Annotated in this window: 22 protein-coding genes; 18 read left to right on the top strand and 4 right to left on the bottom strand. The window is 33.7% G+C overall.

Annotated features, from left to right (window positions below):
• Nucleotides 1-2631 (top strand): S9 family peptidase, encoded by a 2631-nt coding sequence (locus tag EKL98_RS11435; protein ID WP_126562537.1) that lies wholly within the window; start codon nucleotides 1-3, stop codon nucleotides 2629-2631.
• Between the two features lie 305 nt (nucleotides 2632-2936).
• Here EKL98_RS11435 and EKL98_RS11430 read toward each other — a convergent pair whose 3' ends face one another.
• The 4 genes from EKL98_RS11430 to EKL98_RS11415 form a co-directional block, all read right to left on the bottom strand.
• On the bottom strand, nucleotides 2937-3203 hold the full coding sequence (locus tag EKL98_RS11430; RefSeq protein ID WP_074722541.1) for a DUF6520 family protein: 267 nt from the start codon (nucleotides 3201-3203) through the stop codon (nucleotides 2937-2939).
• A 77-nt stretch (nucleotides 3204-3280) separates the two neighbouring features.
• Nucleotides 3281-4822, bottom strand: a complete 1542-nt coding sequence (locus tag EKL98_RS11425; RefSeq protein ID WP_199740695.1) for a MauE/DoxX family redox-associated membrane protein — start codon at nucleotides 4820-4822, stop codon at nucleotides 3281-3283.
• 132 nt (nucleotides 4823-4954) lie between these two features.
• On the bottom strand, nucleotides 4955-5866 hold the full coding sequence (locus EKL98_RS11420; protein ID WP_126562536.1) for an AraC family transcriptional regulator: 912 nt from the start codon (nucleotides 5864-5866) through the stop codon (nucleotides 4955-4957).
• Nucleotides 5867-5902: 36 nt separating this feature from the next.
• Nucleotides 5903-6352: a DUF7793 family protein gene (locus EKL98_RS11415; protein WP_233589425.1), complete on the bottom strand. Its 450-nt coding sequence runs from the start codon at nucleotides 6350-6352 to the stop codon at nucleotides 5903-5905.
• Nucleotides 6353-6540: 188 nt separating this feature from the next.
• Here EKL98_RS11415 and EKL98_RS11410 point away from each other — a divergent pair, with 188 nt between their 5' ends.
• From EKL98_RS11410 to EKL98_RS11330, 17 genes are all read left to right on the top strand, one after another.
• Nucleotides 6541-8976, top strand: a complete 2436-nt coding sequence (locus EKL98_RS11410) for an aminotransferase class I/II-fold pyridoxal phosphate-dependent enzyme (RefSeq protein WP_126562534.1) — start codon at nucleotides 6541-6543, stop codon at nucleotides 8974-8976.
• Nucleotides 8977-9282: 306 nt separating this feature from the next.
• Nucleotides 9283-10113, top strand: coding sequence for an RteC domain-containing protein (locus EKL98_RS11405; RefSeq protein ID WP_126562532.1), 831 nt, complete (start codon nucleotides 9283-9285; stop codon nucleotides 10111-10113).
• 372 nt (nucleotides 10114-10485) lie between these two features.
• The gene (locus tag EKL98_RS11400; RefSeq protein WP_126562530.1) at nucleotides 10486-10764 is read left to right on the top strand and encodes a helix-turn-helix domain-containing protein; all 279 of its coding nucleotides are present in this window, start codon (nucleotides 10486-10488) and stop codon (nucleotides 10762-10764) included.
• 148 nt (nucleotides 10765-10912) lie between these two features.
• Entirely contained in the window at nucleotides 10913-11851 is a 939-nt protein-coding gene (locus EKL98_RS11395; RefSeq protein WP_126562528.1) for a transcriptional regulator, read from the top strand.
• Entirely contained in the window at nucleotides 11835-12494 is a 660-nt protein-coding gene (locus tag EKL98_RS11390) for an ATPase (protein WP_126562526.1), read from the top strand. The genes EKL98_RS11395 and EKL98_RS11390 overlap by 17 nt, the downstream gene beginning before the upstream one ends.
• 120 nt (nucleotides 12495-12614) lie before the next feature.
• Nucleotides 12615-13238, top strand: a complete 624-nt coding sequence (locus tag EKL98_RS11385) for a hypothetical protein (protein WP_126562524.1) — start codon at nucleotides 12615-12617, stop codon at nucleotides 13236-13238.
• A gap of 269 nt (nucleotides 13239-13507) precedes the next feature.
• The gene (locus EKL98_RS11380; protein WP_158618331.1) at nucleotides 13508-14089 is read left to right on the top strand and encodes a restriction endonuclease subunit S; all 582 of its coding nucleotides are present in this window, start codon (nucleotides 13508-13510) and stop codon (nucleotides 14087-14089) included.
• Nucleotides 14082-15593, top strand: a complete 1512-nt coding sequence (locus EKL98_RS11375; protein ID WP_126562521.1) for a type I restriction-modification system subunit M — start codon at nucleotides 14082-14084, stop codon at nucleotides 15591-15593. The genes EKL98_RS11380 and EKL98_RS11375 overlap by 8 nt, the downstream gene beginning before the upstream one ends.
• Entirely contained in the window at nucleotides 15590-16744 is a 1155-nt protein-coding gene (locus EKL98_RS11370; RefSeq protein WP_126562518.1) for an SAVED domain-containing protein, read from the top strand. The genes EKL98_RS11375 and EKL98_RS11370 overlap by 4 nt, the downstream gene beginning before the upstream one ends.
• A 2-nt stretch (nucleotides 16745-16746) precedes the next feature.
• Nucleotides 16747-18309, top strand: a complete 1563-nt coding sequence (locus EKL98_RS11365) for a nucleotidyltransferase (protein ID WP_126562516.1) — start codon at nucleotides 16747-16749, stop codon at nucleotides 18307-18309.
• 6 nt (nucleotides 18310-18315) lie between these two features.
• Complete coding sequence (locus EKL98_RS11360; RefSeq protein ID WP_126562514.1) at nucleotides 18316-19509, top strand: restriction endonuclease subunit S; 1194 nt, start codon at nucleotides 18316-18318, stop codon at nucleotides 19507-19509.
• A gap of 5 nt (nucleotides 19510-19514) precedes the next feature.
• A complete protein-coding gene (locus tag EKL98_RS11355) occupies nucleotides 19515-20525 on the top strand; it encodes a CBASS cGAMP-activated phospholipase (RefSeq protein WP_126562513.1) in 1011 nt (336 codons plus the stop codon).
• Between the two features lies 1 nt (nucleotide 20526).
• Complete coding sequence (locus EKL98_RS11350) at nucleotides 20527-21537, top strand: CBASS cGAMP synthase (RefSeq protein WP_158618330.1); 1011 nt, start codon at nucleotides 20527-20529, stop codon at nucleotides 21535-21537.
• Nucleotides 21524-21979: a hypothetical protein gene (locus EKL98_RS11345; RefSeq protein ID WP_126562508.1), complete on the top strand. Its 456-nt coding sequence runs from the start codon at nucleotides 21524-21526 to the stop codon at nucleotides 21977-21979. Before EKL98_RS11350 ends, EKL98_RS11345 begins: the two co-directional genes overlap by 14 nt.
• A gap of 6 nt (nucleotides 21980-21985) precedes the next feature.
• Nucleotides 21986-22768 carry a GGDEF domain-containing protein gene (locus EKL98_RS11340; protein ID WP_126562503.1) on the top strand — a complete coding sequence of 261 codons (783 nt, stop codon included), beginning with the start codon at nucleotides 21986-21988 and terminating at the stop codon, nucleotides 22766-22768.
• 2 nt (nucleotides 22769-22770) lie between these two features.
• Complete coding sequence (locus EKL98_RS11335) at nucleotides 22771-23124, top strand: hypothetical protein (RefSeq protein WP_126562500.1); 354 nt, start codon at nucleotides 22771-22773, stop codon at nucleotides 23122-23124.
• A 22-nt stretch (nucleotides 23125-23146) separates the two neighbouring features.
• Complete coding sequence (locus EKL98_RS11330) at nucleotides 23147-24829, top strand: ATP-binding protein (protein ID WP_126562498.1); 1683 nt, start codon at nucleotides 23147-23149, stop codon at nucleotides 24827-24829.
• The last annotated feature ends 155 nt before the right edge of the window (nucleotides 24830-24984 follow it).

The following is a 24984-nucleotide window of genomic DNA, read 5'->3' as shown; positions in this document are numbered from 1 at the left end:
ATGAAAAAGAGGATGGAATTAAAAGGGAATACGAATTGGATTTTTCTCCTTTTGATACTTGGGATTGGCTCTTCTTGGAGCCAATCCTTTTCAAAAAGGCAACTTAAACCCACAGACTATGCACTATGGAGTACCCTTTCAGAGGAAAAAATTTCAGGGGATGGAACTTGGATAAGTTACAAGCTTAATTATCAGTCAGCAAAGGACACATTATTTGTACAAAACACACAAACTGCGAAGAAAAAGTATTTTCCAACTGCAGAAAATGGTCTTTTTAGTCCAGATAGTAAATGGTGGATTGCGCAAGATTCAAAGAAAGGAATGGCATTACTAAACTTAAAAACGGCTGTACTGCAATGGATTCAAAATGTTTCTAAATTTGAGTTTGTAGCTGGTGGAAAATATGTAGTACTAACGAAACAGCAATCACAGAAGGAAGAGTCTCTCCACATACTCCATTTACAAACGGGTAAAGAACAGACGATCAATGAAATTTCAGAATATCGTTTTAATGGGGATGGTACTCTTTTAGCCTACGTAACACCAAAAGAAAATACAGTGAATCTGATTCGAATGAATTCCAATTTTAATAGTGAAACACTAGTTCAAGAAAATGAAGGAGATTTTAAATACCTTACGTGGAATAGTAAAGGCGATGTACTCTCCTTTTTACAGGAATCTAATAACGAGACCGCTAAACTAAAAAACCACAAGCTATACTACATAACCCAATTAGAACACAAACCTAAAATAGTAGTTTTAGATCCATTATTGTCGACAGATTTCTTTAAAGACAAACATATTGTAATTCCCTTTGCTCGCGTGCCGCTTGAAATTTCAGAAGATGGCAAACGAATATTCTTTAACCTAGCTGCTGCAGTTCCTCAAAAGGAAGAAAACGAAACAGTGCAAATATGGAGTAGTGTTGTAACAGGCGTACATCATGGACAACAGCTAGACCCTTCCCATATTCCTAAATTAGCAGTATGGTGGCCAGAGGAAAATAAAATAGTCCAAATAGGAACAGATGATTTGCCAAACGTTTTGTTAACTGGCAATCAAAACTATGCATTGACCTTTAATAACCGGGCCTATGAACCTCAGTATGAATTTGAGGCAATACCCGACTTCTACCTGACCGATTTAAATACAGGAAAAAGCAGTTTAATAGTAAAGAAACAGCTCCATTCCATTGGAAATATAGGAGCAGCACCACAGGGCAGGTATATCAATTACTTTAAAGATAAAAAATGGTGGATATACGATCCTATATTGGAAAAACAGACCAATGTTACAACACTAATTCGATCAGCCGTTTACAACTTAGAATTCGATCAGCCTGGAGCAACGCCGCCTTATGGTAGTCCGGGTTGGACACAGGACGGTAAGCTTATTGTGTACGACCAGTATGATATTTGGACAGTAACTCCAGATGGAAAAAACACCAAAAGACTAACCAAAGGTCGGGAGCAAAAAATTCGTTTCAGAATCTACCAAAATTTAAATGAAAGCAACATCATAAATACCTCATCTAATTTACCAACCCGCACTTTTAACTTTACTAAAGGAACGGTACTTGAGGCCTTGGGTGATAATAAAGCCTCAGGATATTATTACTTGCAAAGCAATGGTCATTGCAATGTGATGGTATATAAAAACGCAAGAATCAGCATGCTGAAAAAGGCAAAGCAAACTGAAAAATATTTATATAAAGAAGAGTCGTTTGAAATGTCCCCACAATTACAGCTTTGGAGCAAAACCATGAAAAAAGAGCAGCTGGCATTGAAAACCAATCCGCAGCAAGATAAATTCTTTTGGGGACTTGCTGAACTGATTTCTTATACAAACCAAAAAGGGCAACCCTTGAAAGGGGTATTATTTTATCCCGCAGGTTTTCAATCTACTAAAAAATATCCAATGATTGTTCACCTATACGAAAGACAATCCGGGATGATGCATCATTATATTAATCCTACACAATACAATTCGGATGGGTTTAATCCGACTAATTATACATTTAATGATTATTTAGTATTCTACCCAGACATTGCCTATGAAGTAGGAACACCAGGACAATCTGCCGTTTCATGCGTACAAAAAGCTATTGATACTGTTCTAGCGAAGGGCATCGTAGAATCCAATCACATTGGTTTGATAGGCGGTTCCTTTGGTGGATATGAAACTGCCTATATTATTTCACAAACTATTAGGTTTGCAACAGCAGTCGTGGGTGCTGCCTGTACAGATCTAGTCAGCAATTACCTGAGTATGGAATCCAGTGGCGAACGCTCCCATATGTGGCGCTATGAATCCGCACAATTGCGAATGGGTGCCTCTTTGTTTGACAATTACAAAGGATATATTGAGAACTCACCTATAGCACACGCTTCCTCAATAAATACTCCAGTGTTGATTTGGACGGGCCAGCAAGACCCTAACGTGAATTGGACGCAAAGTATTGAACTGCATTTGGCGTTACAAAGACTTCAAAAGCCACATACGTTTCTGGTATATCCTGGCCAAGGCCACGCCATTGGCAAGCCTGAGTCTCAAATAGACCTCGATAAAAGAGTAAAAGAATGGTTCGATTTTTATCTTAAAGGAATCCCTTTTTCCACAAAAAGAAGCTAAACTACAAATTGCTACTTACGATGTTCACCTTTTTTATAATGAAAAACTCCAAATTTTCGATTCCCTTTAGGGACGGGGCAAAACGAAAATAATCAATGTACTTTGTTAAAACTAAAACGTAAGTTTAAAAGGATAAAGCGCAATATTTTCGACTCCCTTTAGGGACGGGGTAAAACGAAAATGATACGTACACTTGTTCACTCGCTCCTATTGAATTGTCTGTGAGAGGGTAAAACAATGCCGAACCTGAAATTTTCAAGTTCGGCATTGCCATTTCCCCTACTTAATATAGGGTTGTTAAAGTCCTACTGAATCTTTTTGTAAAGAGCCTGTGGACAAGCTGTACCTGCTGCATTTAGTTTGTACAACTGTTGAGCACCATTAGTACACATTTGTGGATTAAAATTATCCGAACAAACAACACTTGTTTCGGCACAAGTGGAAGGAATTCGTCCGTTAACATCAGCGTAAGTGCTGACATTGGTTCTGGAAATGTTGGCTGCAAAAGCCCCTGCTACCGCTAAAACAATAGCTGCAAAAGGCAATGCCTTTTGTACAATACGTGTTTTCATAATATTTAAATTAAAAGTTTTTGATCTACTCTTTTTTACAGGTTTTCGATCGATTTCCTGACACCGCGCAGTATATTTTATAGGCCTATTGTATCTCCCATTTTTGATTTAAAATTTGCCGGATGAAACCCTTTAGTATACAAACGATACGTAACAATTTTATGACCGATTAATGCAACTACTAAATTATCTACAACCTGAAAATGTTCCATCTTATGTTGCTCTTCATTATTAATATAAAAGCTGAAATCATAACGTTTATGCCTAAAATCATAAACATCAATAATAGAAGCAGTTCGCCACATTTCTTCCGGCTCATACAATCCCATTAAACCAGCATTCACAAAAAGGTAATTCCCATAAGTTGAAGTGCCTTTGTTAACTAATAACGGAGGAGCTGAAAGTTTGCTTTGATTTCTAGAATGAATGTAAGCTACTTTAATACGAGCACGACTAGTCGTATCAATAGTATGTCCTATATAATTTAGCTTTAAATTAGTATCTATGACAAGATATTGATTGCGATAATAGTAGGTATAAATAACTTTCTGAAGTTGTTCGTTATACAAAAGCATCCCGTCTGTATCGAAAAGTCCATCAATTTGTTTTTGCAATAAATGAGGAGCTAATCTTACTTGAATGGTATCACTAATCCTTAAAAGTCCTAAAATAGAATTATGCATTGTACTGCTTACAGCTCGAAAAACAAAAGTTTTCGAATTAATGGGCTCAGATAAAGAAAAATAAGCTTTGCCTTTCATTAATTGTGACGCTTTCCAATCTTTGATACTTCCACTCAAAATAGTTGGGACTGTTCCATCAAAAACATAGAAATAAGGAGGTTTAACCTTTAGAGCAATTCTTCGAAAAGCAATATTTTCATTTTTAAGCTGTATCACGAATCGCTCTTGATGTTGCAAGCTTGTATCTAAAACAAGTATATTTAACGGAGCAGTAATATTACCTAAATATATTTTCCCATCAGCTATTCCCGCTATATAATAAGAATTAAACTGAATATCCTTTTCATGTGTTTTTAATATTGGGTGGTGAGGAAAACGACGAATAAAATTGTTGCGATGATGAATAATATCTTCTGATACTATAAAAAGTAAAATCACAACAGCAACACTGCAAACAAATACGATTGGAAGAGCTATAAAAATAGGTTTCCATTTTTTGACTTGTGCCGTTATTTCATTTTGCCCTAGTATTAGAATCCCAACTAAAGCTAACAAAACAAAAACAATATTAAAAATTAGATGTTGAGTCCAATTCATCTTTTCAAGAATACCCCCACAGGAACAGGGAACAAAAGAGCTGAAATTTAAAATAATGATGATATAAGTAGTAAATAGAATCATCAAACTAAAAGCGGAAAAGAATCCAATAAGTCGATATTTTGGAAAAATCAGAAGTAAGGAAATAAGCAACTCAATAATTGGGACAGCCCACGAAACCCAACTGGCAAAAGCACTTAGTAAGGGTGATTGCCCTAGCTGAACCTGAAAATTCTCAAAATCCAATAGTTTACTAACTGCTGCATAAACAAACAATAATATATACAGCAGACAAATACTGTTGAGAAAAATACTTTTGGTGGTGACACTTAGTTTCATATCGGCGAACTTTAAATTTAATCCGATATAAAATTCCAAAAAACAAATAAATAAAGTGAAGCAAATCGGGAGTATAACTTGTCAAAAAAGGAGTTTTTCTACATCTTTCCTCTTTCCTCTTTCCTCCTCCTATCAAAATTTCCTTTTAATATCCATCGGTTTATACCCAAAATGTTTTTTAAAACCCTTCGAAAAATTAGGATACGTTTTAAAACCTGCCATAGTAGCAATACTCTTTAAGGGAATCATGGTCTGTTGAATTAAAAGATGCGCTTTTTTCAAACGCTCATTAATATAAAACTGATAAATAGTCGTCCGAAAGAGTTGCTTAAATCCGTATTTCAACTTATTATCATTGGTTCCGAAAATATAAGAAAGTTCTTTTACAGAAGGTAATGGGCTATCCAAATGATCTAAAATATAATCATAAACATTTTGAACCATCAGTATATCCGAAGGTCTGCTTAATACAATTGGCAGGTCATTACTATTTGCGGTAATCAAAACAGATTTCGAAATAGTTTCTTCAACTACAGTCGTAACGAAACTAATCAAAATTTTAGAGCAATTCATAAGCCTTGAAATCGTACAATAGACAGGAACTAATAACTTATTTTGTGCAATATAAATTAATTGCACTGAAGCATAATAGTCAGGATCTAACAATATTTCTTCCTCTAAACGATTCCAAAAACACAAGGACTCTTCCGATAACAAATTCTTAAACAACATATTACATAAAAAGTCAGGAGTTAAATTTAATAAAATAGAGGCTTCAGAATTATAACTTACAATTACAAAATCCTCATCTAAGATAAAAGTGCTTTGTACTAGATTTCTATAGGAATGATGAGGGTTTATAAAACCCGCGTGAAAAACAGACTCTTTCATCTCCTCGGCTACCATATTCATAAGTACTACTAATCCTTCCAGTTCATCATCCTCTTCTGTTCTTTGAATCCGATTGGTAAAATTACCACCTGCCATTTCAAGAAGCATTTGTGACATACTGCGCATACGCTGCAGATTAATTTCTTGATCCATAATGTATAATATTAGTCCTAAATAAATACCCTTCCACTAAATATATTCTTCCAAAAAAGCTAAAGCGGCTGACTCATCAGTAAAAAGCTTGGTTGGAACACTTGGCTTACATATTTTAAGATAAAAAGAGGTTATAGTTAGGGAAACACTTTGATGCCCAACTAGACTTACTGCCTTAGTCAGAATAGAACCAGATTGAGCTAAATAGTCCCTTGCAGCTTTGTCAGAATCCACAATTCCTCTGATATCACAAAATATTGGATAGGCTATTTCATTTTGTAACTGTATCCGATCCGCTACAATCCGTTGTGCAGCTTTCAAGTTAATAACACTTTTGGGTTTGTATTTAAAAAAAAGAATGTCATTTCGAATCCAAAATTGAGAAAATTCATTCTCATAGTAATTATGCATCATTTTTATAAAAAATTTAAATAAATCGTCACAATTTAGCAAAAAAAATATTAAAAAATTTATTAAATTAAACAAAAGTAAAACAATTTGATATAATTAAACACAAAAGTTATCAAATCGGGAGTATAAGTTGTCATAAAAGGATTTTCTCACAAATAATAAGATTCTATAAATTTTTTATTCAGAATTTTACCAAATAAATATCAAAAAATAAGTAGATATTTTAGTGAATTTTATTTTTTAACAACTAAAACCTAAATAATATGGCAAAAATCAAACACAACAACTTCATTGACACGATAGATGAAGTAATAGCCGGAGCAAAAAAAGAAGGAGTATTGCATTTATATGCGGAAGATCAAATCTTGAATGGTCGAACCCTACAAATAAAAGGTAAAAAAATGTTTCACTTTGGCACTACCGGGTATTTAGGACTGGAACAAGACAACCGATTAAAAGAAGCAGCAATAACAGCTATTCAAAAGTATGGCACACAATTTCCACTCTCCAAAACCTATATTTCAAATCCGCTATACAGCGAACTGGAATCTAAGATTGAAGCAATGTATGGAATACCTCCGATAATAACAAAAAACAGTACACTTGGTCATCTGGCAGTAATTCCAACAGTGGTAAGGGATGAAGATGGAGTAATTCTTGACCATCAAGTACATTGGAGTGTTCAAAATGCCTGTCAATTATTAAAAATAAGAGGCATTCCGGTAGAAATGATTCGACACAACAATTTGAATATGCTGGAGGATAAAATTAAATACCTGGCGACACGATGCAAGAAAATATGGTATATGGCAGACGGCGTATATTCTATGTTTGGCGATTTTGCTCCCATACCAGATTTGATGGAATTGTGCAAAAAATACCCGCAGTTACAACTCTATTTTGATGATGTACACGGAATGAGTTGGAGAGGAAAAAATGGTACTGGATATGTATTGGACGTTTTAAAAAGTTTGCCAGACAATGTTTTACTGTTTGGTACATTGAGTAAAACATTTGGGGCTAGTGGAGCAACATTACTTTGTACCGATAACCGACTACGAGAAAAAATTAAAAATTTTGGTGGACCACTTACTTTTTCGGCACAATTGGAACCGGCTTCTGTAGCAGCTGCAATTGCATCGGCAAACATTCATCTTTCACCTGAAATCATAAGCTTACAATGCGATTTATCAGAAAAAATAGAATATTTCAAATCATTACTAGAAAAAACTACCCTCCCGATGATTGCCCTTAATAACTCCCCAGTATTTTTCTTGGGCACCGCAATGCCTTTGACCGCCTATAAAATGGTACAACGGCTATTCAAAGAAGGTTTTTATGTAAATCCCGCAATATATCCGGCAGTCCCAATCAAAAACACGGGGATCCGTATCACACTTTCTCGACACAACCAAAAAGAAGAAATAAAAGCATTAGTGGAAGCGATGGAATACCATTTCCCTATAGCCTTGGAAGAATCGGGAAATTCACAACACAAAGTGAATAAAGCTTTTGGCATTGTAGAAACGATTTCGACTGTTGGAAATTTAGAGCCAAAAAAAAACTTAGTATTACAATACGAAGTATCCATAGAAAAAATAAACAAACAGAACTGGAACGAGCTTTTGGGAAAGCAAAGCACGTTTGATTGGGATGGGCTATGCTTCTTGGAAAATGCTTTTACAAATCCGAACTATCCTGAAAACAATTGGGACTTTCATTATTATATAATCAAAGACAAAAAGGGAATTCCTGTACTGGCAACTTTTTTCACTTACGGACTTTGGAAAGACGATATGTTAGCTCCAGAATCCATTTCACTTCAACTGGAAGAAAAAAGAAAACAAAATCCATTATACCTGACTTCAAAAGTATTAGGAATGGGCTCTCTATTTACGGAAGGGAATCATTGCTATATCAATAAAACACATCCATTAGCTAAAGAAGCCATAATGCTTTTATTGGAACAAGTGGAGACATTGTATCATCAACTAAATGCTGATATGTTGGTGTTAAGGGATTTTGAGGAAGAGGAACAATTGAATCATATATTCCACAATCAAGGGTTCTTAAAAATAAACATGCCTGAAACCTGCATCATACAAAATGCTATATGGAATACTCTCGAAGAATATTCCGCTTCGCTTTCTCACCGCTCAAGAAAACATTTCTTGAAAGAGGTACTGCCTTTAGAACAGGCTTTTGATATTGTAATAAAAAATCAATTAACAAACGAAGAATTAGAGCAGGCATATAAATTGTATCTGAATGTGAAAAATATCAATCATGCTATAAATACATTTACCTACCCGATAGAAGTTTTCCAAAAAATGGAGAGCAATCCGCAATGGGAATTCATATTGTTATATCTCAAAAATAAAGAAAAAGAACAAAGTGTAAACCCATTAATCGGAATTCTATTTTGTTATAAAAATACAGCGCATACCTATGTTCCAGCGCTGATAGGAATGGATTATTCCTATGCAAAAGAATTTCAACTCTACCGACAACTTCTGTTTCAGGGAATTAAACGGGCTCGGGAATTAAATCTTAATAAAATTGATTTTGGTGTATCTGCAACTTTCGAGAAGAGAAAACTGGGAGCCACGATAATTCCAAAAGTAGCCTACATTCAAGCCCGAGATAATTTTTCAATGGAATTAATGGGCACACTTCAAAACGAAGACAAAACACGTTAAAACGATACAGGAAATAAAGTCTAAAAATACAGTCGTCAGTTCGAGTGTTTTTCATGGAATAAAATGGAATGAAAAATGTATCGAGAACCGCTTTAGTTCTTCTCTGTTTTGTCATCCCGACGAAGGAGGACACGAGGACATTGTACGAACTGGCGAAGCAATCTCATCAGTCAAACCTTTGCCATTAAAACAACTAACATCAAAAATATAAACTAATCAAGTCTTCATTCCCTTTCCTTCTTATTCCCCTCCTTCGGAGGGGCTGGGGAGGAAGAGAGCTGGGGGGTGAGGTTAAACCAAATAAACATGTTCAAAAGTACTATTGAAGAATTTAATAAAAAAGTAAACATAATTATATCCATAGAAGATAACTATCTCAAAAAAGCAATTGATGGCATTAATTTATGCAACAAAACCTTGGCAACCCTAAAAGAAAGAGTCGAGCAAAACGATTTCGACACAGTACCCGATGAAATTAATTTCTTTAAAAATATCAAACCACTTCCGATGAGTTACCTGATTTATTTTACCGAACTGCGTTCTTGCGAACTTCGCAAACCCAAAGCGGGCACATCCTATCAGATCGAATTTTTTGAAAAGGAAATGCGAAAAATTAATAAATTTTTCTCTCGCAATTTAGATTTTGTTAATTATATGGAGCAAGGATACACCTATATCGATCATCAGTTTTTCACAAGAAACCCAGGTAATAATTTTCCTTTCACACCAATGACAGATTACTATCAATATCCCGAATTTTCCTCCTCACATGACATGCTTTGGGCCAAAGTAAAAGCAATGCACCGATTTATTCATTACATCCGCGAAGCAATGCAAAAACTCAATGCTGGTAATACAATTATGTTTAACGAAAAAAAACACAAAGTACTCCTTTGGACAGCTCCAAAAACGGCACTCACTGAATTAATCTATGCGCTATATTCCAATGGGGCCTTAAATCATGGAGCAGCCGACATAAATACTATAGCCGCTTCTTTTGAGGATTTCTTCAACATCAAAATAGACAATGTCTACAAAACCTATTCAGAGATTAAAGATAGAAAGAGTAGCAAAACAAAATTCTTAGAAGAACTGATGCTGAATCTACAGCAAAAAATCCATAAAGAAGACGAGTGACTAAAAATCGTAGCCAATCGTACCTCCGAAAAACACAGCCAAGAAACACGATCTATAATTAAGTCATAAAGCCTAATAACTTGCCATCCAGTACTATTTTGGTGCTATTTAAAATAATAACTATTCTCACATTAATGCCCCAATTGGGGCATTTTTCATTAGAATAATAGATTGTGTAATCCGAAACTTGAACAAATTCAAAAATGAAAATAAAAGAAACTCAGAAAAGCCCCAAAACGTGCTTTTAAAAATGTTCAAATGTTAAATTACTTCGGTACTACGAAAGCCATTGGGATTAAAAAAGAATAAAAGCAATCAATTTTGTACCACAATAAAGTTATAAAATTAATTATAACCTTAAATCGTTTTAAAATGGCAGCAACAATTATCACAACAGAAGATCTTTTAGAATTCAAAATTGATTTATTAGAAGAAATTAAAAAAATTATCGGATCGCAAACTACCGAACAAACCAAAAAGTGGCTAAAATCCCCCGAAGTACGAAAGTTGTTAAATATCTCTCCAGGAACACTTCAAAACCTGCGTATCAATGGAACACTGACCTACACTAAAATTGGTGGAACTATTTATTATGCAAATCAAGACATTGATAAAGTACTGGAAAACAACAAAGTCAAAGCCAATCCTTAACTATTCAAATAGTCGCGGCTATTGTCTTCCCGCCCACGTCATGTCGAGCGCAGTCGAGAGACGACGGGACCTTCTCACTATTCACTATTCACCGTCATCTCGAGCGCAGTCGAGAGACACTATTCACAACTCACTTTTCACTACAAAAATGAACTACATCAAACACCTCACCGGATTTTTTAATAAAATCAATTATGAACCCAACCTAAATCCAACGCACATTTCGCTCTATTTGGCACTATTCCAATGTTGGAACGTAAACCGATTCAAGAATCCAACAGGCATTTCTCGGGAAGAAATCATGAAAGCCAGCAAGATCAATTCAAAAGCAACGTATCATAAATGCATGAAAGAATTAGAACTTTTAGGGTTTATGGTATACAATCCGACATTCAATCCACACTCTTGCTCCAACATCATTATGATCAATTTTTCTGAAAAAGAAAAAACAATTTCAAAAATACCACACTCAACCCATTCAAAAAATGAACCCGTTCACAATTTGACCGAATCAAAAAATGAACATGTCATTGAACAGGTAAATGAACAGCTCTATATATATAATAAAAAACAAACAGTTAAAAACAATTTAAACAATACAAAAATAGATATAGAAAAAATTTCAAGAAATGAACCAGTTCAAAATTTGAATCCTTTGATAAATCCAAAAGAGAAAGAAATAAAAACGGAGACCGGTCAGCAAATACTTCCAGTATTCGCTGCTACCAATAAAAAACAAACTGAAAGCGGGCAGCAAAAAGAAAAAAGTTGCGCCAAAAAAGAAAAAGCTGTTGAACTCGATTTATTTTTTGAAACCACAGTGCCATCACTCGAAATGATACTGGAATACTTCTCTTTCAAGGAAAGCTCCCAAATAGAAGCCAATAAGTTTTTCAATTACTACTCCAGCATCGGTTGGCTCATAGGCGGAAAAACAAAAATGAAAGATTGGAAAGCAGCAGCAAGAAACTGGATGCTCAACACTGCCAAGTTTGCTGCTAACACCCAAAAATCCGATTACAACGCCCAACCAAAACCGATGCACCTGCACACGGTAACACAAAAAAACTATGATGAACCATTGTAAATCAGTCCATGAAACCTTCTTGGTCCACAAAGGTTTCAAAGTGTATAATTTTCAAAAATGTCTCGAATACCTAGAGAACCAAGGAAAAACAACCTATGGAAGTTCGTTTCAAATCAGCGAAATGGATCACCCCACCATCTACAAATTGTTGATTTATATGATAAAAGATCAGAAAGCAGCCGTGAGCCAAAATATAGACTTAACAAAAGGCATTTTAGTATCAGGTTCAATTGGTTGCGGAAAAACATCCCTAATGAACTTAGTACGTCCTTTTGCTTATCATGCATCCGAGTACAAAATCAAAACATGTAGGGAAGTCTCGTTTGAATTTGCCAAAAATGGCTTTGAGGCCATCAACTGCTACACGCTAAAGCAAACCAATCAATCGAAACTAACCGGTTATTGCTTTGACGATTTGGGTGCCGAACAGCAAATAAAGCACTTCGGAAATGATTGCAACGTCATGGCTGAGGTACTCATCAGCCGTTACGAACAGTTTGTCGAAAACAAATCCGTCACGCACATCACCACAAACCTTTCCGCCTCCGAAATTGAAAACAACTACGGCAACCGGCTCCGCTCCAGAATGAGACAAATGTTCAATTTGATAACATTCGACCAAAACACCAAAGACAAACGATAAAGTCATTGCGAGGAACGAAGCAATCCCATCACGAGAGGCTCAACCCTCCTTTCACTATTCACTATTCACCGTCATCCTGAGCGAAGACGAAGGACACTATTCACCACTCACTACAAAAAAATGAGAAAAATCAACACCTTCTGGAACTGGTTCCAAGACAACAATCAAACCATCAAAAACCTCATCAACGAAACCCCTAAAAACCAAAAACACATAAGTTTTTGGATAAACAAAAACCTGAGTTACTATTGCAAAGAGATTGACTTTATGATTGTCTTTCCAAAAAATGGAAATACAAGATCCGAATTCATAATAACTGCCAACGGCAACCCGGAATACTTTAACCAGGTAATTGATTTAGTAGATAATTCACCGAAATTGAAGAACTGGAAATTTACTGCGTTCATTCACCCCATGGAAAACATTGAAAAAGTAATGGCTGGACTTGACAAACCTTATGTTTTTCAGGACATAACACTAAAAGCAAGTGAATTAAAGTTTATGGCAATAAATTATGAAGAAAACATCCAAAAACTGGATATAATCATATTCTTCAAATATTTCAATATCCATTGTAATAACAAAACGCTCAATCAGGCAATTTATATTATCCTCCAAGATCTTATAGGAGAAAAATCACTCTATCAAAATATCAATTTGATTCATTTGGCTCAGATGCCGGATAACACAGAAGAATTAATTTATTTACATGATTTGCAAAGTTTTATAGACACTTTCATATAAGTTTTATGAAAAACATAGCCCTTAAAAACAATCATAAACTACTGTATTACAACTGACTTCTAAAAAACATGCGCTTTTTTAAAGTTTTTTTTGGTCTAATGTGGGAAACCGTAAAATTAATCAAATCAATAATCTCAAATTTGATCAATTACATTGTGCTCGTACCGTATTTGTAAAATAAAACCGAAGAATGTTAATAACTATTTTTTCAGTATAGTCATTATGTGAATTAAACACGGTATATTTGCAGTATAGACATTATGTATAAAATGACGATAAACGAAGTAATAACGAAAGAAGGCTTGTTTTCTGGATATTCATTCAGAGAAAAAGTTGAACATAATCCCAATGGGCATGTTGGCATTATTCAAATGAAGGACATTTTTAATGATTATTCAAGCTTTGATTTTTTAAATCTTGATAAAGTTAGTGATATTTTATTTAAAGATAAATTTTACCTTACCAAAGGTGATATTTTATTCGTTTCTAAAGGAGTTAACAACTATGCAATAGTAATTGGTAATGTTGCTTTTCCAATAGTTGCATCCGCCACTTTCTTTATTATTAGAGTCAACAAAGAAAAAATTATTCCGGAATATCTCGCATGGTTTATGAACCAAAAAGAGGCTCAAAATTATTTCTCTGAGAAAAAAGCAGGAACCTATGTTCCAAATCTAAACAAACAAGATATTATGGATTTACCTTTGAAAGTCCCTCCTCTCAAAATTCAAAACTACATTGCTAAAACGGCAATCCTTCTCAACCAGGAAGTATCAATTTTAGAAAAAATAAAAACGAATCGAAAAGAATTAATTCAAGCACAACTTATAAACCTTATTAAAAATGACTAATACAAGACCAACGCAAGACCAGATCAATAAAAGCCTTTGGTCAGCCTGTGATACTTTCAGAGGAGCTTTCGACTCCTCGGAATACAAAAACTACATATTAGTTTTCATGTTTATGAAATACATGAGTGATGTTTGGAAAGATCACTATGAAGAATACCAAAAACAATATGGGGACGATGAAGAATTAATCCAAAGAAAACTGCAAAGAGAACGTTTTGTTTTACCCGATAACTGTTCTTTCGATTACTTATATGAGAAAAGAAACGATGCAAATATTGGAGAAGAAATCGATAAAGTATTAGCTAAAATTGAAGATAAAAATCTATCAAAACTCGAGGGTGTTTTCAGAAATATATCATTTAACTCTGATAAATTAGGGCAAACCAAAGACCGTAACAGAAGACTAAAAAACCTGTTGACTGATTTTGCAAATCCAGTATTGGATTTCAGACCTTCAAAATTAGGCAAAGTTGAAGATGTTTTAGGAAATGCATATATGTACCTCATTGGGGAATTTGCCAGTGGTGCGGGGAAAAAAGGCGGGGAATTTTATTCGCCGGATGAAGTGAGTGAATTATTGGCCCGATTAGTCAACCCAAAACCTGGAGATAGAATATGCGATCCCACGTGTGGCTCGGGTTCGCTATTGATTAAAGTAGGCGAACAAGTAAAAGACAAAAATGGAAATCGCTCCAAAGATTTTGCTTTATACGGTCAAGAAAGCAATGGAGATACATGGGCATTAAGCAAATTGAATATGTTCCTGCACGGCATGGATAGTGCTCGGATTGAATGGTGTGACACCATCAACAATCCGCAACTTATTGAAGGCGACCACCTGATGAAGTTTAATGTCGTTGTAGCAAATCCGCCTTTTAGTTTAGATAAATGGGGGGCAGAAAATGCCGAAACAGATCGTTTTCAAAGATTCCTCAGAGGAACTCCTCCCAAAAGCAAAGGTGATTATGCTTTTATCTTACATATGATTGACACTACCTTGCCTGATGGAAGAATAGGAGTAATTGTTCCTCATGGAGTATTATTCAGAGGAAGTGCCGAAGGAAAAATTCGTCAAAAATTAATTGAAGAAAACCTACTCGAAGCAGTTATCGGCTTACCAAGTAATTTGTTTTTTGGTACCGGAATCCCAGCTGCCATAATGATATTCAACAAAGCAAAGAAATCTAAAGAAGTTTTATTTATTGATGCCAGCAAAGAATACCAAGATGGTAAAAAGCAAAACAAACTTCGTGAAAACGATATTGAAAAAATTGTAAGTGTTTACCAAAATTTCGAGTCTGTCGAGAAATACAGCAGCGTGGTATCATTACAAGAAATAAAAGACAACGATTTCAACCTCAATATTCCGCGTTATGTGGATACATTTGAAGAAGAAACCCCTATAGATTTAGCTCTAGTGAAAACAGAAATCAAATCGTTAGAAAACGAGTTGGTCGCTGTAAGAAAGGAAATGGAAGAGTATTTAAATGAATTAGGACTATGAGTGATGAATTAGTTGTTAGAGCAAGAAAAGCTATACCACATGGTACTGCTAGGAAATTGTGGGTTAAATCTGGTGGTAGATGTCAATATGATAGTTGTAATATTCCTTTATGGAAAGACAGTTTGATGCAAAAAGATTTAAACAAATCATACATATCTCATATTGTTGGCGCAAAGGAAGATGGTCCTAGAGGTGATGCTATATTATCTAAAGAACTAGAAACCGATTTTGAAAATTTATTACTTCTTTGTGATGAGTGCCATCGCAGAATAGATAAACGCGAAGTTGAAAATCATACGAGAAACTCACTTATAGAAATGAAAAAAAAACAGGAGAGAAATATTGAGCTTTTGACCAGCTTAACTCCTGATAAAAAGAGTCATATAGTTTCTTTTACTGCTAAAATAGGTTCTTTTGAACCAACGATTAATTTTGGAGATTGTATTCAGGCATTATTACCTGAATATTATCCTGTTAGCGATAACATAATTCAACTTGGAACCTCAAATTTGGCAATTAAAGACAATAAAGAGAATTATTGGGAGATTCACTCAAATCAACTAGAAGAAGTGGTGAAACAACAAATAAAACCTCTTGTTGTTCAAGAAAAAACGCCACACTTTTCAGTTTTTGCATTGGCTCCACAACCTTTGCTTATTAAACTTGGAACATTAATTTCTGAATTATCAATTAGTGAAATATACCAGCTTCACCGGGAACCAAAACAAACTTGGAAATGGCAAAACGACGAAGATGCTATTGAAGTAAAATTGATTGAGCCAACAAAAATATATTCTGAGGTTGCACTCGTGATTAGTTTAAGTGATAATGTTTCTGATGATAGAATTCACAATGTTTTAGGGAAAGACGTATCAATTTGGAAAGTTACGGTTGATAATCCAAATCGTAATGTTTTGAAGAACAAACAGACCCTCATCAATTTTAAAAACCAAATAAGAAACGCTTACAGCAAAATAAAGCTCCAGTATCCAAATGATAAACCAATTCATGTTTTTCCCATTATGCCAAATTCCTGTGCTGTTGAAACAGGGAGAGTTTGGATGGAGAAAGCAGATTTATCTCTAGTTATCTATGATCAAAACACAGCTAATAACGGCTTCAGTAAAGCAATTGAAATAAAAAACAAGTAATTATGTTCGAACTATTCAAGACAACTAACAAAGTTAACGACTTACTCGAAAATATCGGGCAAGTTTTAGATATTACTGAAGCTCAATACGAACTAGTTAAAAACCGTTATTCTGCTGTTGCAAATCAGCTTTCAAAAGAAGGCACTGACTTAAGCAGATACAAACCCGAGATACTACCTCAAGGTTCTTTTTTATTAGGCACGATGATTAGACCAATCATGGAAGATGATGAGCTTGATGTAGATTTGGTTTGCCGATTAACCGGTAAAAAATCAGATTGGGTGCAAAAACACCTAAAAGATGCCGTGAGAGACCAATTAATCGCAAATAATGATGATTACAGACGAATGCTTGATGATGAAGGAAATCGCTGTTGGACATTAGTTTATACAAGCGACAAATTTCATTTAGATATTTTGCCCTCAATGGTTGGAAATAACAATCACGTAAATCTAAGTGAAAGAAGCTTCAGTAATTTAAACAAATCAGATTTAGAAGAAATATCCTTGAGAATTACCGATAAAAGAGAAACTAATTATCATACTGAATCTAACCCTAATTATTGGTTAAAAAGTAATCCGTTTGGCTATGCAGCCTGGTTTAAAGAACGATGTTCAATATCTAACCGCAGAACTATTTTTTTGAGCGAAATTATTAAGCCACTACCGGATTACAAAAAGGACAAAGAGCCATTAATAAGAGCCGTTCAGGTATTAAAAAGACATAGGGATATTATGTTTGGTGGTGACGAACACAAGCCTATTTCTATAATCATCACAACATTAGCAGCGAAAGCTTATAATAAAGAGAATAATGTGATTGATGCACTTGTGAACATACTTGCCAACATGCAAGATCGTATGAAAAGAGTTTACTGTGATAAGAAGCATTACAAGGAAATTTGGTGGATTGAAAACCCCGTTAATGAGGAAGAGAACTTTGCCGATAAATGGCCCCTTGAAAAACAAAAAGAAGATAACTTCTTCTCTTGGTTGGAAAAAGCAAAAAGTGATTTTAGCTCACTTAAGAACATGAATCCTTCTGATGCGTACAGACTTTTAAAAAACATTATAGGCACAAGATCAGTAAATGAAGCGGTTAGAAATCTTGGCTATGATGAATTAATTACTGAAAATTTAAAACCCGTAAACTATTCTTCTCAGATGCTCTCGGTTGCACATCGCGAACAACCAAGATGGGGAATGTCATTAGTCTATAATTGCGATATATATAGTAGATATAATGATGTTTCAGACAACAAAAAATCAAAGTCTATTTATAGCCAAACAGTTATCCCTAAAAATTGTGACATCTATTTTACGGCAACCACCAACGTACCAAAACCTTACGATGTCTATTGGCAAGTGGTAAATACTGGCGACGAAGCTAAAAATGCTTTTATGGGATTAAGAGGGGGTATATTTCATGCTAAAACTTTGGGAAAAGGTGGTTTAATTCAAAAAGAACATTCTGAATTTACAGGAATACATTGGATGGAATGTTTTATAGTTAAAAATGGGGTTTGCGTGGCACGCAGCTCCGAATTTTTTGTCAATATTAAATAAATAATTATGAATAACATCACTATCACAACACCGATGCAACACCGATGCAACACCACAATTCCATCAGGTTGGAAAATAAAAACATTAGACCAAATAGGAACATTCCTAAAGGGAAAAGGTATAACAAAATCAGAAATTGTTGAAACAGGAAAACCTTGTATTCGTTATGGTCAGATCTACTCAGAATACAATTATTTTGTTGAAGAATTCAAATCTTTTATAAACGATATTTCTGCAAAAAACAGTAACCCGATTTTTAAAAATGACTTATTGTTTGCTGGTTCCGGAGAAACACTTGAAGATATTGGTAAATGTGTAGCTTACATAAAAAGTGATGAAGCTTATGCAGGTGGAGATATAATAATTTTACGTCCTCATTCTGAGGATGCCCATTATTTAGGGTATCTGTTAAATTCTGATGAAGTAAAAAAACAAACTTTTAAATTAGGTCAGGGGCATTCTGTAGTTCATATTTATTCCAGTAGTTTAAAAAATCTTAAAATCACTCTTCCTCTCTATCAAGAACAACAAAAAATAGCTCAAATCTTATCTACTTGGGATAAAGCTATCGTGTTGCAACAAAAGCTTATCATTCAAAAACAACAAAATAAAAAAGCAATAATGAAAAAATTGCTTACTGGGGAAGTTAGGTTTAAAGGGTTTACGGAAGAATGGAATGAGGTGAGAATAAAAGACACATTAAAATATGAAAGACCTGATAAATATATAGTTGAAAGCGATGTTTATTCGGATGAACACATTACACCAGTTTTAACAGCTAACAAAAGCTTTATTCTTGGATATACCAATGAAAACGAAGGTATTTATAGTAATTTTCCAATAATCCTATTCGATGATTTTACAACCGATAATAAGTTTGTTGACTTTCCATTTAAGATTAAATCATCTGCTATAAAAATATTAAATATTACAAATGAAAAGTTTGATTTAAAATTTATTTTTGAGAGAATGCAAATCTTTAATTTCCCAAAAGAAGAACATAAACGATACTACATTTCAGAATATCAATACCTAAAATTTAAATGCCCTGAATTCAATGAGCAAAAAAAAATAGCAACATATTCAGTTGCAATCGACCAAGAAATAAATGCATTACAAAAGCAATTAATTGCAATGCAGGAACAAAAAAAAGGATTAATGCAGCAATTGTTAACTGGTAAATTGAGAGTTAAAATTTAGAAACAATGGAAAAAAAAATATTTAAGATATTATCAATTGATGGCGGTGGCATAAAAGGTCTTTACAGTGCTTCATTACTCGCTAGAATTGAAGAAAAAACAGGAAAGAGAATTACAGATTATTTTGATATGATTTGTGGTACTTCAACAGGGGGTTTAATTGCATTAGGTTTAAGCACTAATATTTCTGCTCAAAAATTATCCGATTTATACTTTGAAAGAGGAAATGAAATATTTCCAGTATCAAATTTTAAATTTTGCAGATGGTTTCAAAGAAAGTGGCAATTTCTAAAACAATTATTGCTTTGGGGGAAATTTTCAAACGAACCTTTAAAAGGTATTTTAGAAGAGACTTTTGGAAATAAAACAATGGTGGAAGCTAATAATTTATTATGTATTCCAAGTTTCAATCTTATCAAGGGTGAACCTCGTGTATTTAAGTTTCCTCATAAAGAAGGTAATTTTTTCATGGATAAAAATATTAAAATGGTTGATGTTGCTTTAGCCACAGCAGCTGCACCAACGTATTTGCCTATTCATGAACACGATAATATCTTGTACGCTGATGGAGGATTATGGGCAAACAACCCAACATTATGTGGTTTATTAGAGGCCTTGCAATTCTTTGTAGGTGAAGGAAAAGAGTTTGATACATTTAAAATTTTATCGGTTTCAAGTGTTCCTCAACCAAGTGGTTGGGCGTCAACTAAAAAAAAATCCAAATCGTTTAGACACTGGGGTAATAAATTGTTTCAAGCTTCAATGGATGGTCAAACTTATTTCAGTGATTTTTTTATGAAAAAGATTATTGATAACATTCATCCTAAAGGAACATATTTTAGAATTCCTTCACCCAAATTGTCAAAAGACCATATTGGAGTGATTGACATGGACATTACTCATGAAGAAGCTCTAAAGACATTAAAAGCAATGGGAGATCATGACGGATACCATTATGCTATTCAACCTGAAATTCTTGAATTTTTTGAACAACCAAAAAACTATAAAACAAAATAACATGGCTAACTGTAACAAACTATTTTTAGATTTTGATATAAATCTAAATATTCCAAAAGCAAAAAAAGATAAACTTAAAGTATCAAAAGAAGAAATTAGAACCAAAATTAGAGATTATTTCAAGGTAAATCATAAAGAATATAAACCTGAATTTTACATTCAAGGTTCATACAAAGTGGGCACGACAATTTTAACAAAAGACAATGAATGTGATTTAGATGACGGTGTCTATTTCAGAAGAGACCAAGGTGTTTCAGGAACTACATTACAAACTTGGGTTAGAAATGCAGTTGATGGTCACACATCAACACCGTCAGAACATAGAAAAAAATGTGTCAGAGTAATTTTTAAAGCAGAATACCATATTGATCTTCCGGTTTATTATCTCCCAAGTGATAGCGAACATCCTTTATTAGCAATAAAAAATGAAGAATGTTCAGAAAGTGATCCAAAAGAATTTGTTGAATGGTATAAAAATGAAATCAAGAATACACCTCAGGTTTTGAGAATTTCAAGATATTTGAAAGCATGGGGTGACCATAAAAGAGATAAAATGCCAAGTGGTCTTGCAATGAGTATTCTTGCAGCCAATAATATCAAAAAAAATGATAGAGACGATATTGCTTTACGTGATACTTTAGAAAAAATAAAAGAAATATTAGATAATTCATTTGAATGTATCGTTCCTGCAACACCAAACGATGATTTGTATGGTGAATATGACCAAACTAGAAAAGACACATTCATGAACAATTTAAAATCGTTTATTGAGGATGCAAACAAAGCTATTCATGAAAAAAATCAGCGAAAAGCAAGTAAATTATGGAAAAATCATTTAGGTGATAAATTTCCAGAAGGTGCTGATGAAGATACCGACGCAAAAGAACATTCATTAAATGCTTTAAAACAAAGTATATTAGGTGGTAGTGCTTATGCTCAAAAAAGCGGAAATATTACTGAGAATAATACAGGTGTAAAACATAAAGAACATAAAAATTTTGGAGGGAATTAGATTTAATAGAAGTAAACCAAAAGCAAGGCAACAAAAGCTTCTTAATAAGACCATTTTAATTAGAGAGAAAAAATTAATTCAAAGTAATTTTGACTTCTTAAAATGTACTATTAAGAACGATAGTCTTGTATGCGAAGGAGTTTGTACACCAACCTCAATTTCTGTTGAATATAAATTTCAAATTATTTATAATGGTAAAACATCCCCAAAAGTAAATATAATTGAGCCCCAAATAAATTACAATGATGACATTCATATGTTTCCTTCAGACAATAGTTTATGCCTTTATCATTCATCTGATATGATTTGGGAATACAAAAAGCATCATCTTTTTGATACTATTATTCCCTGGACAATTGAATGGTTTGTGTTTTATGAGCTTTACTTAATTTCTGGTAAATGGGAACATCCATTTGTATCACATAAAAGCATTAAAGAGTAATCTCCTATGAAGACATATTATATACTAGAGAGTATCGAAAAATTTAAAAACGATGCATTACCAAAAGTAATTTATGATATACTTAAATGGGCATTAATTGTTGCCATATTTTATCTTAGCACATACTTTTTACCAAAAGATTTTTCAATTATTAAATTTCTATCAACAGAATATTTAATCAAATTGTATTGTTCAATTTTTTATACACTGGTAGTTTTTGCAATTACTTTTCTGTTTTTTAAGAAGATATATGCTAAAAAATATAATGCATTACAAAAAGACAATTTTACCGATGAACTAACAGGGTTAAAAAACCATAAAGCATTAAGCGAATGTCTTACAAAAATGATAGGGGAACTTAAAAGTGACTCAAAAATAAAAACAATATCAGTCATCATATTAGATGTAGATAATTTTAAACATTTTAATACAATATTTGGACATACCAAATCTGACCAAATTTTAAAAAATTTAGGGCAGTTACTTAATAATGATAAAAGAGTGACAGACGAGACATTTCGACAATTTCTAAGAGGTGACGAATTTGTAGTTATAGCAAAAGACACAAATCTTGGAGAGGCGGTTAAAGCAGCAGATAGAAAAAGGAAGATGATTGAAAATAATATATTCAATGTGAATGAAGTCTTCTATAAATTAACAGTATCATGTGGAGTTACAGAGTTTAAAAAAGACGAGGATACTTTTGATACATTTCTTAATAGAGCAAGCCAGGCATTAATGACAGCAAAAAATACAAAAGGTAAAAACAATACTAAAAGTCATTATTAATTATGAATATAAAGCTGCGTCAAATTTTAGGAACATGGAGACATACAAACGGAAACTTATTAATTGACTTTAATATCAGACACATCAATCATGGTGAAGATGTTACTCAAGCAATGTTTACTATTTATCAACGTGAACCAGAAAATACAATTCATTATGAGTGGCAAGGGGCTATTGAAATTGTAAACCATGAAAATGATATTCCGGAAATAAGTATTAATGATATTATCAAAACTGAGGAAAAACCAGAGTACGAAAAACTAAAAATATGGTCCTTTAATCCTGGTGAAATGTATTTGGAACTAGGCAATGGAGACAGAGTGATTTTTACTAAATTAGGAACTATTTTTGGTTAAACTAAAACTATAAAATTTTAACATGACTATAGCACAATTATCATATCTAAAGGAAAGTGAAGATAAAGTAGAGTTTAAGGAAGCTAAAAACAACTTCCCTTTTGAGGGTGGCAGCCATAAAGAACAATCAGATCGGAGAAAATGTTTTCTGGGTTATGTTGTCGCTCTCAGTAATGAAGGAGGTGGAATGCTTGTTTTTGGCATGACCGACAAAGAACCTAGAAATGTGGTTGGAAGTGATTTTGCAAATGGAAAAATTGGTAATCTGGAAGATGAGGTTTACAAAAGATTAAACGTTAGAGTACATTGTCAAGAGCTATTTGATGAAAAGAACAGCAGAGTTTTAGTAACTCATATTCCTACTCGACCACCCGCAAGATTAATGAAATATGAAGGAGTAGCATTAATGAGAACGGGCGATAGTTTGAGAAATATGTCGGATGATGAAATGTTTAAAATACTTTCTGAACAAGAACCTGACTTTTCGGCTAAAATCTGTGAAAACTTTTCTATTGATAAAATTGACGTTGATGCAATTACTATCCTAAAAGAAAAGTATGCCCAAAAACAAAAGAATAAAGCTTTCCTTCAAGCAACAACAGAGCAAGCATTGATTGATTTAGGATTAATGATTGATGGTCGCTTGACGTATGCAGCACTCATTCTATTGGGTAAATCCGAGGTTTTAAAACAATTACTTCCAAACGCTCAGGTAAATATTGAATACCGAAATAGAGAAGATCAAATACCTTTCGATAAAAGATACCCTATCATAAATCCGCTATTCAAAGCTATTGACGAAATATGGGAAATAATACAGCTTCGGAATAGTGATAATAAAATCAATCAAGGTGCTTATATTTTTGACGTGCCCTACCTTAATGAAGAAGTTATTCGCGAAGCCGTTCTAAATGCAATTGCACATCGTGATTATACAATATCCAGTGAGGTAGTCATAAAACAAAGTCCGGAAAGTTTAAGAGTATTAAATCCTGGAGGTTTCCCCAAGGGTGTGACATTGGATAATTTAATCCGGATAAATAGCACTCCAAGAAGTAGGCTTCTTACCGAAATTTTAGAAAAAACGGGACTTGTTGAACGTTCTGGCCAAGGCGTAGATAAAATATATAGAATTACTTTAAACGAAGGAAAATCGGAACCCGATTATACAAAATCAGACCTTTTCCAGGTTGAACTTTATTTGAATGGTAAAATGGAGGATAAAGCATTTCATATTTTTATTAGAAATTTTTATGAAAGGGTTCAAAACGAAGACTTATTAGGCCCACATGATGTTATAGGATTATTTAATATCAAAGAGAATAAAAGCGAAAAAGTAGATAAAGAGATTATTCAAAAACTGGAAGATTTACAATTGATAAAAAAATCTGGTGGAATAGCAAGTAATCGGTATGTATTGAATGACGAATATTACGAACTAAAAAACAGTAAAGCAGAAGTTGCAGGGTTTAGAATAAATGACCTTTCAATAATTTACACAATCCTAAATAAAAACGGAATAGCAAAAATGGGGGATTTTGTAAAAGCTTTTGATAAGGATTTAACACGAGATCAGGTTCGGTATTTAATTGAACAATTAATGGGTATTGTTCTCAATAAATCTGGTGAAGGAAGAGCAACAGAATATTCTTTTATTAAAGAATTCAAATCAGTAGATGATTTGATTAATCATCTAGCAAAATGATTTCAATTCCCCAAAAGGAGAATAAAAAGGATCATATATAGGTTAAAATAGCTCTTGAAGTACTGATATTACAGGAAATCTAATTCCCCAAAAGGAGTGTAAAATTCCCCAAAAGAATTTATGAGCAAAATAGGTTTGACAACCAAATTAATTAG

This window comes from Flavobacterium bomense, from assembly GCF_003970355.1.
The sequence above is the reverse complement of the archived record's forward strand: the minus strand, read 5'-3'. Positions and strand labels throughout refer to the sequence as shown.

Coding starts and splice junctions, on each gene's coding strand:
- EKL98_RS11365 (WP_126562516.1), top strand. CDS start 16,747: ATGTTCGAACTATTCAAGACAACTAACAAAGTTAACGACTTACTCGAA.
- EKL98_RS11370 (WP_126562518.1), top strand. CDS start 15,590: ATGAGTGATGAATTAGTTGTTAGAGCAAGAAAAGCTATACCACATGGT.
- EKL98_RS11375 (WP_126562521.1), top strand. CDS start 14,082: ATGACTAATACAAGACCAACGCAAGACCAGATCAATAAAAGCCTTTGG.
- EKL98_RS11380 (WP_158618331.1), top strand. CDS start 13,508: ATGACGATAAACGAAGTAATAACGAAAGAAGGCTTGTTTTCTGGATAT.
- EKL98_RS11410 (WP_126562534.1), top strand. CDS start 6,541: ATGGCAAAAATCAAACACAACAACTTCATTGACACGATAGATGAAGTA.
- EKL98_RS11435 (WP_126562537.1), top strand. CDS start 1: ATGAAAAAGAGGATGGAATTAAAAGGGAATACGAATTGGATTTTTCTC.
- EKL98_RS11400 (WP_126562530.1), top strand. CDS start 10,486: ATGGCAGCAACAATTATCACAACAGAAGATCTTTTAGAATTCAAAATT.
- EKL98_RS11355 (WP_126562513.1), top strand. CDS start 19,515: ATGGAAAAAAAAATATTTAAGATATTATCAATTGATGGCGGTGGCATA.
- EKL98_RS11425 (WP_199740695.1), bottom strand. CDS start 4,822: ATGAAACTAAGTGTCACCACCAAAAGTATTTTTCTCAACAGTATTTGT.
- EKL98_RS11385 (WP_126562524.1), top strand. CDS start 12,615: ATGAGAAAAATCAACACCTTCTGGAACTGGTTCCAAGACAACAATCAA.
- EKL98_RS11360 (WP_126562514.1), top strand. CDS start 18,316: ATGAATAACATCACTATCACAACACCGATGCAACACCGATGCAACACC.
- EKL98_RS11335 (WP_126562500.1), top strand. CDS start 22,771: ATGAATATAAAGCTGCGTCAAATTTTAGGAACATGGAGACATACAAAC.
- EKL98_RS11420 (WP_126562536.1), bottom strand. CDS start 5,866: ATGGATCAAGAAATTAATCTGCAGCGTATGCGCAGTATGTCACAAATG.
- EKL98_RS11395 (WP_126562528.1), top strand. CDS start 10,913: ATGAACTACATCAAACACCTCACCGGATTTTTTAATAAAATCAATTAT.
- EKL98_RS11390 (WP_126562526.1), top strand. CDS start 11,835: ATGATGAACCATTGTAAATCAGTCCATGAAACCTTCTTGGTCCACAAA.
- EKL98_RS11405 (WP_126562532.1), top strand. CDS start 9,283: ATGTTCAAAAGTACTATTGAAGAATTTAATAAAAAAGTAAACATAATT.
- EKL98_RS11330 (WP_126562498.1), top strand. CDS start 23,147: ATGACTATAGCACAATTATCATATCTAAAGGAAAGTGAAGATAAAGTA.
- EKL98_RS11350 (WP_158618330.1), top strand. CDS start 20,527: ATGGCTAACTGTAACAAACTATTTTTAGATTTTGATATAAATCTAAAT.
- EKL98_RS11340 (WP_126562503.1), top strand. CDS start 21,986: ATGAAGACATATTATATACTAGAGAGTATCGAAAAATTTAAAAACGAT.
- EKL98_RS11430 (WP_074722541.1), bottom strand. CDS start 3,203: ATGAAAACACGTATTGTACAAAAGGCATTGCCTTTTGCAGCTATTGTT.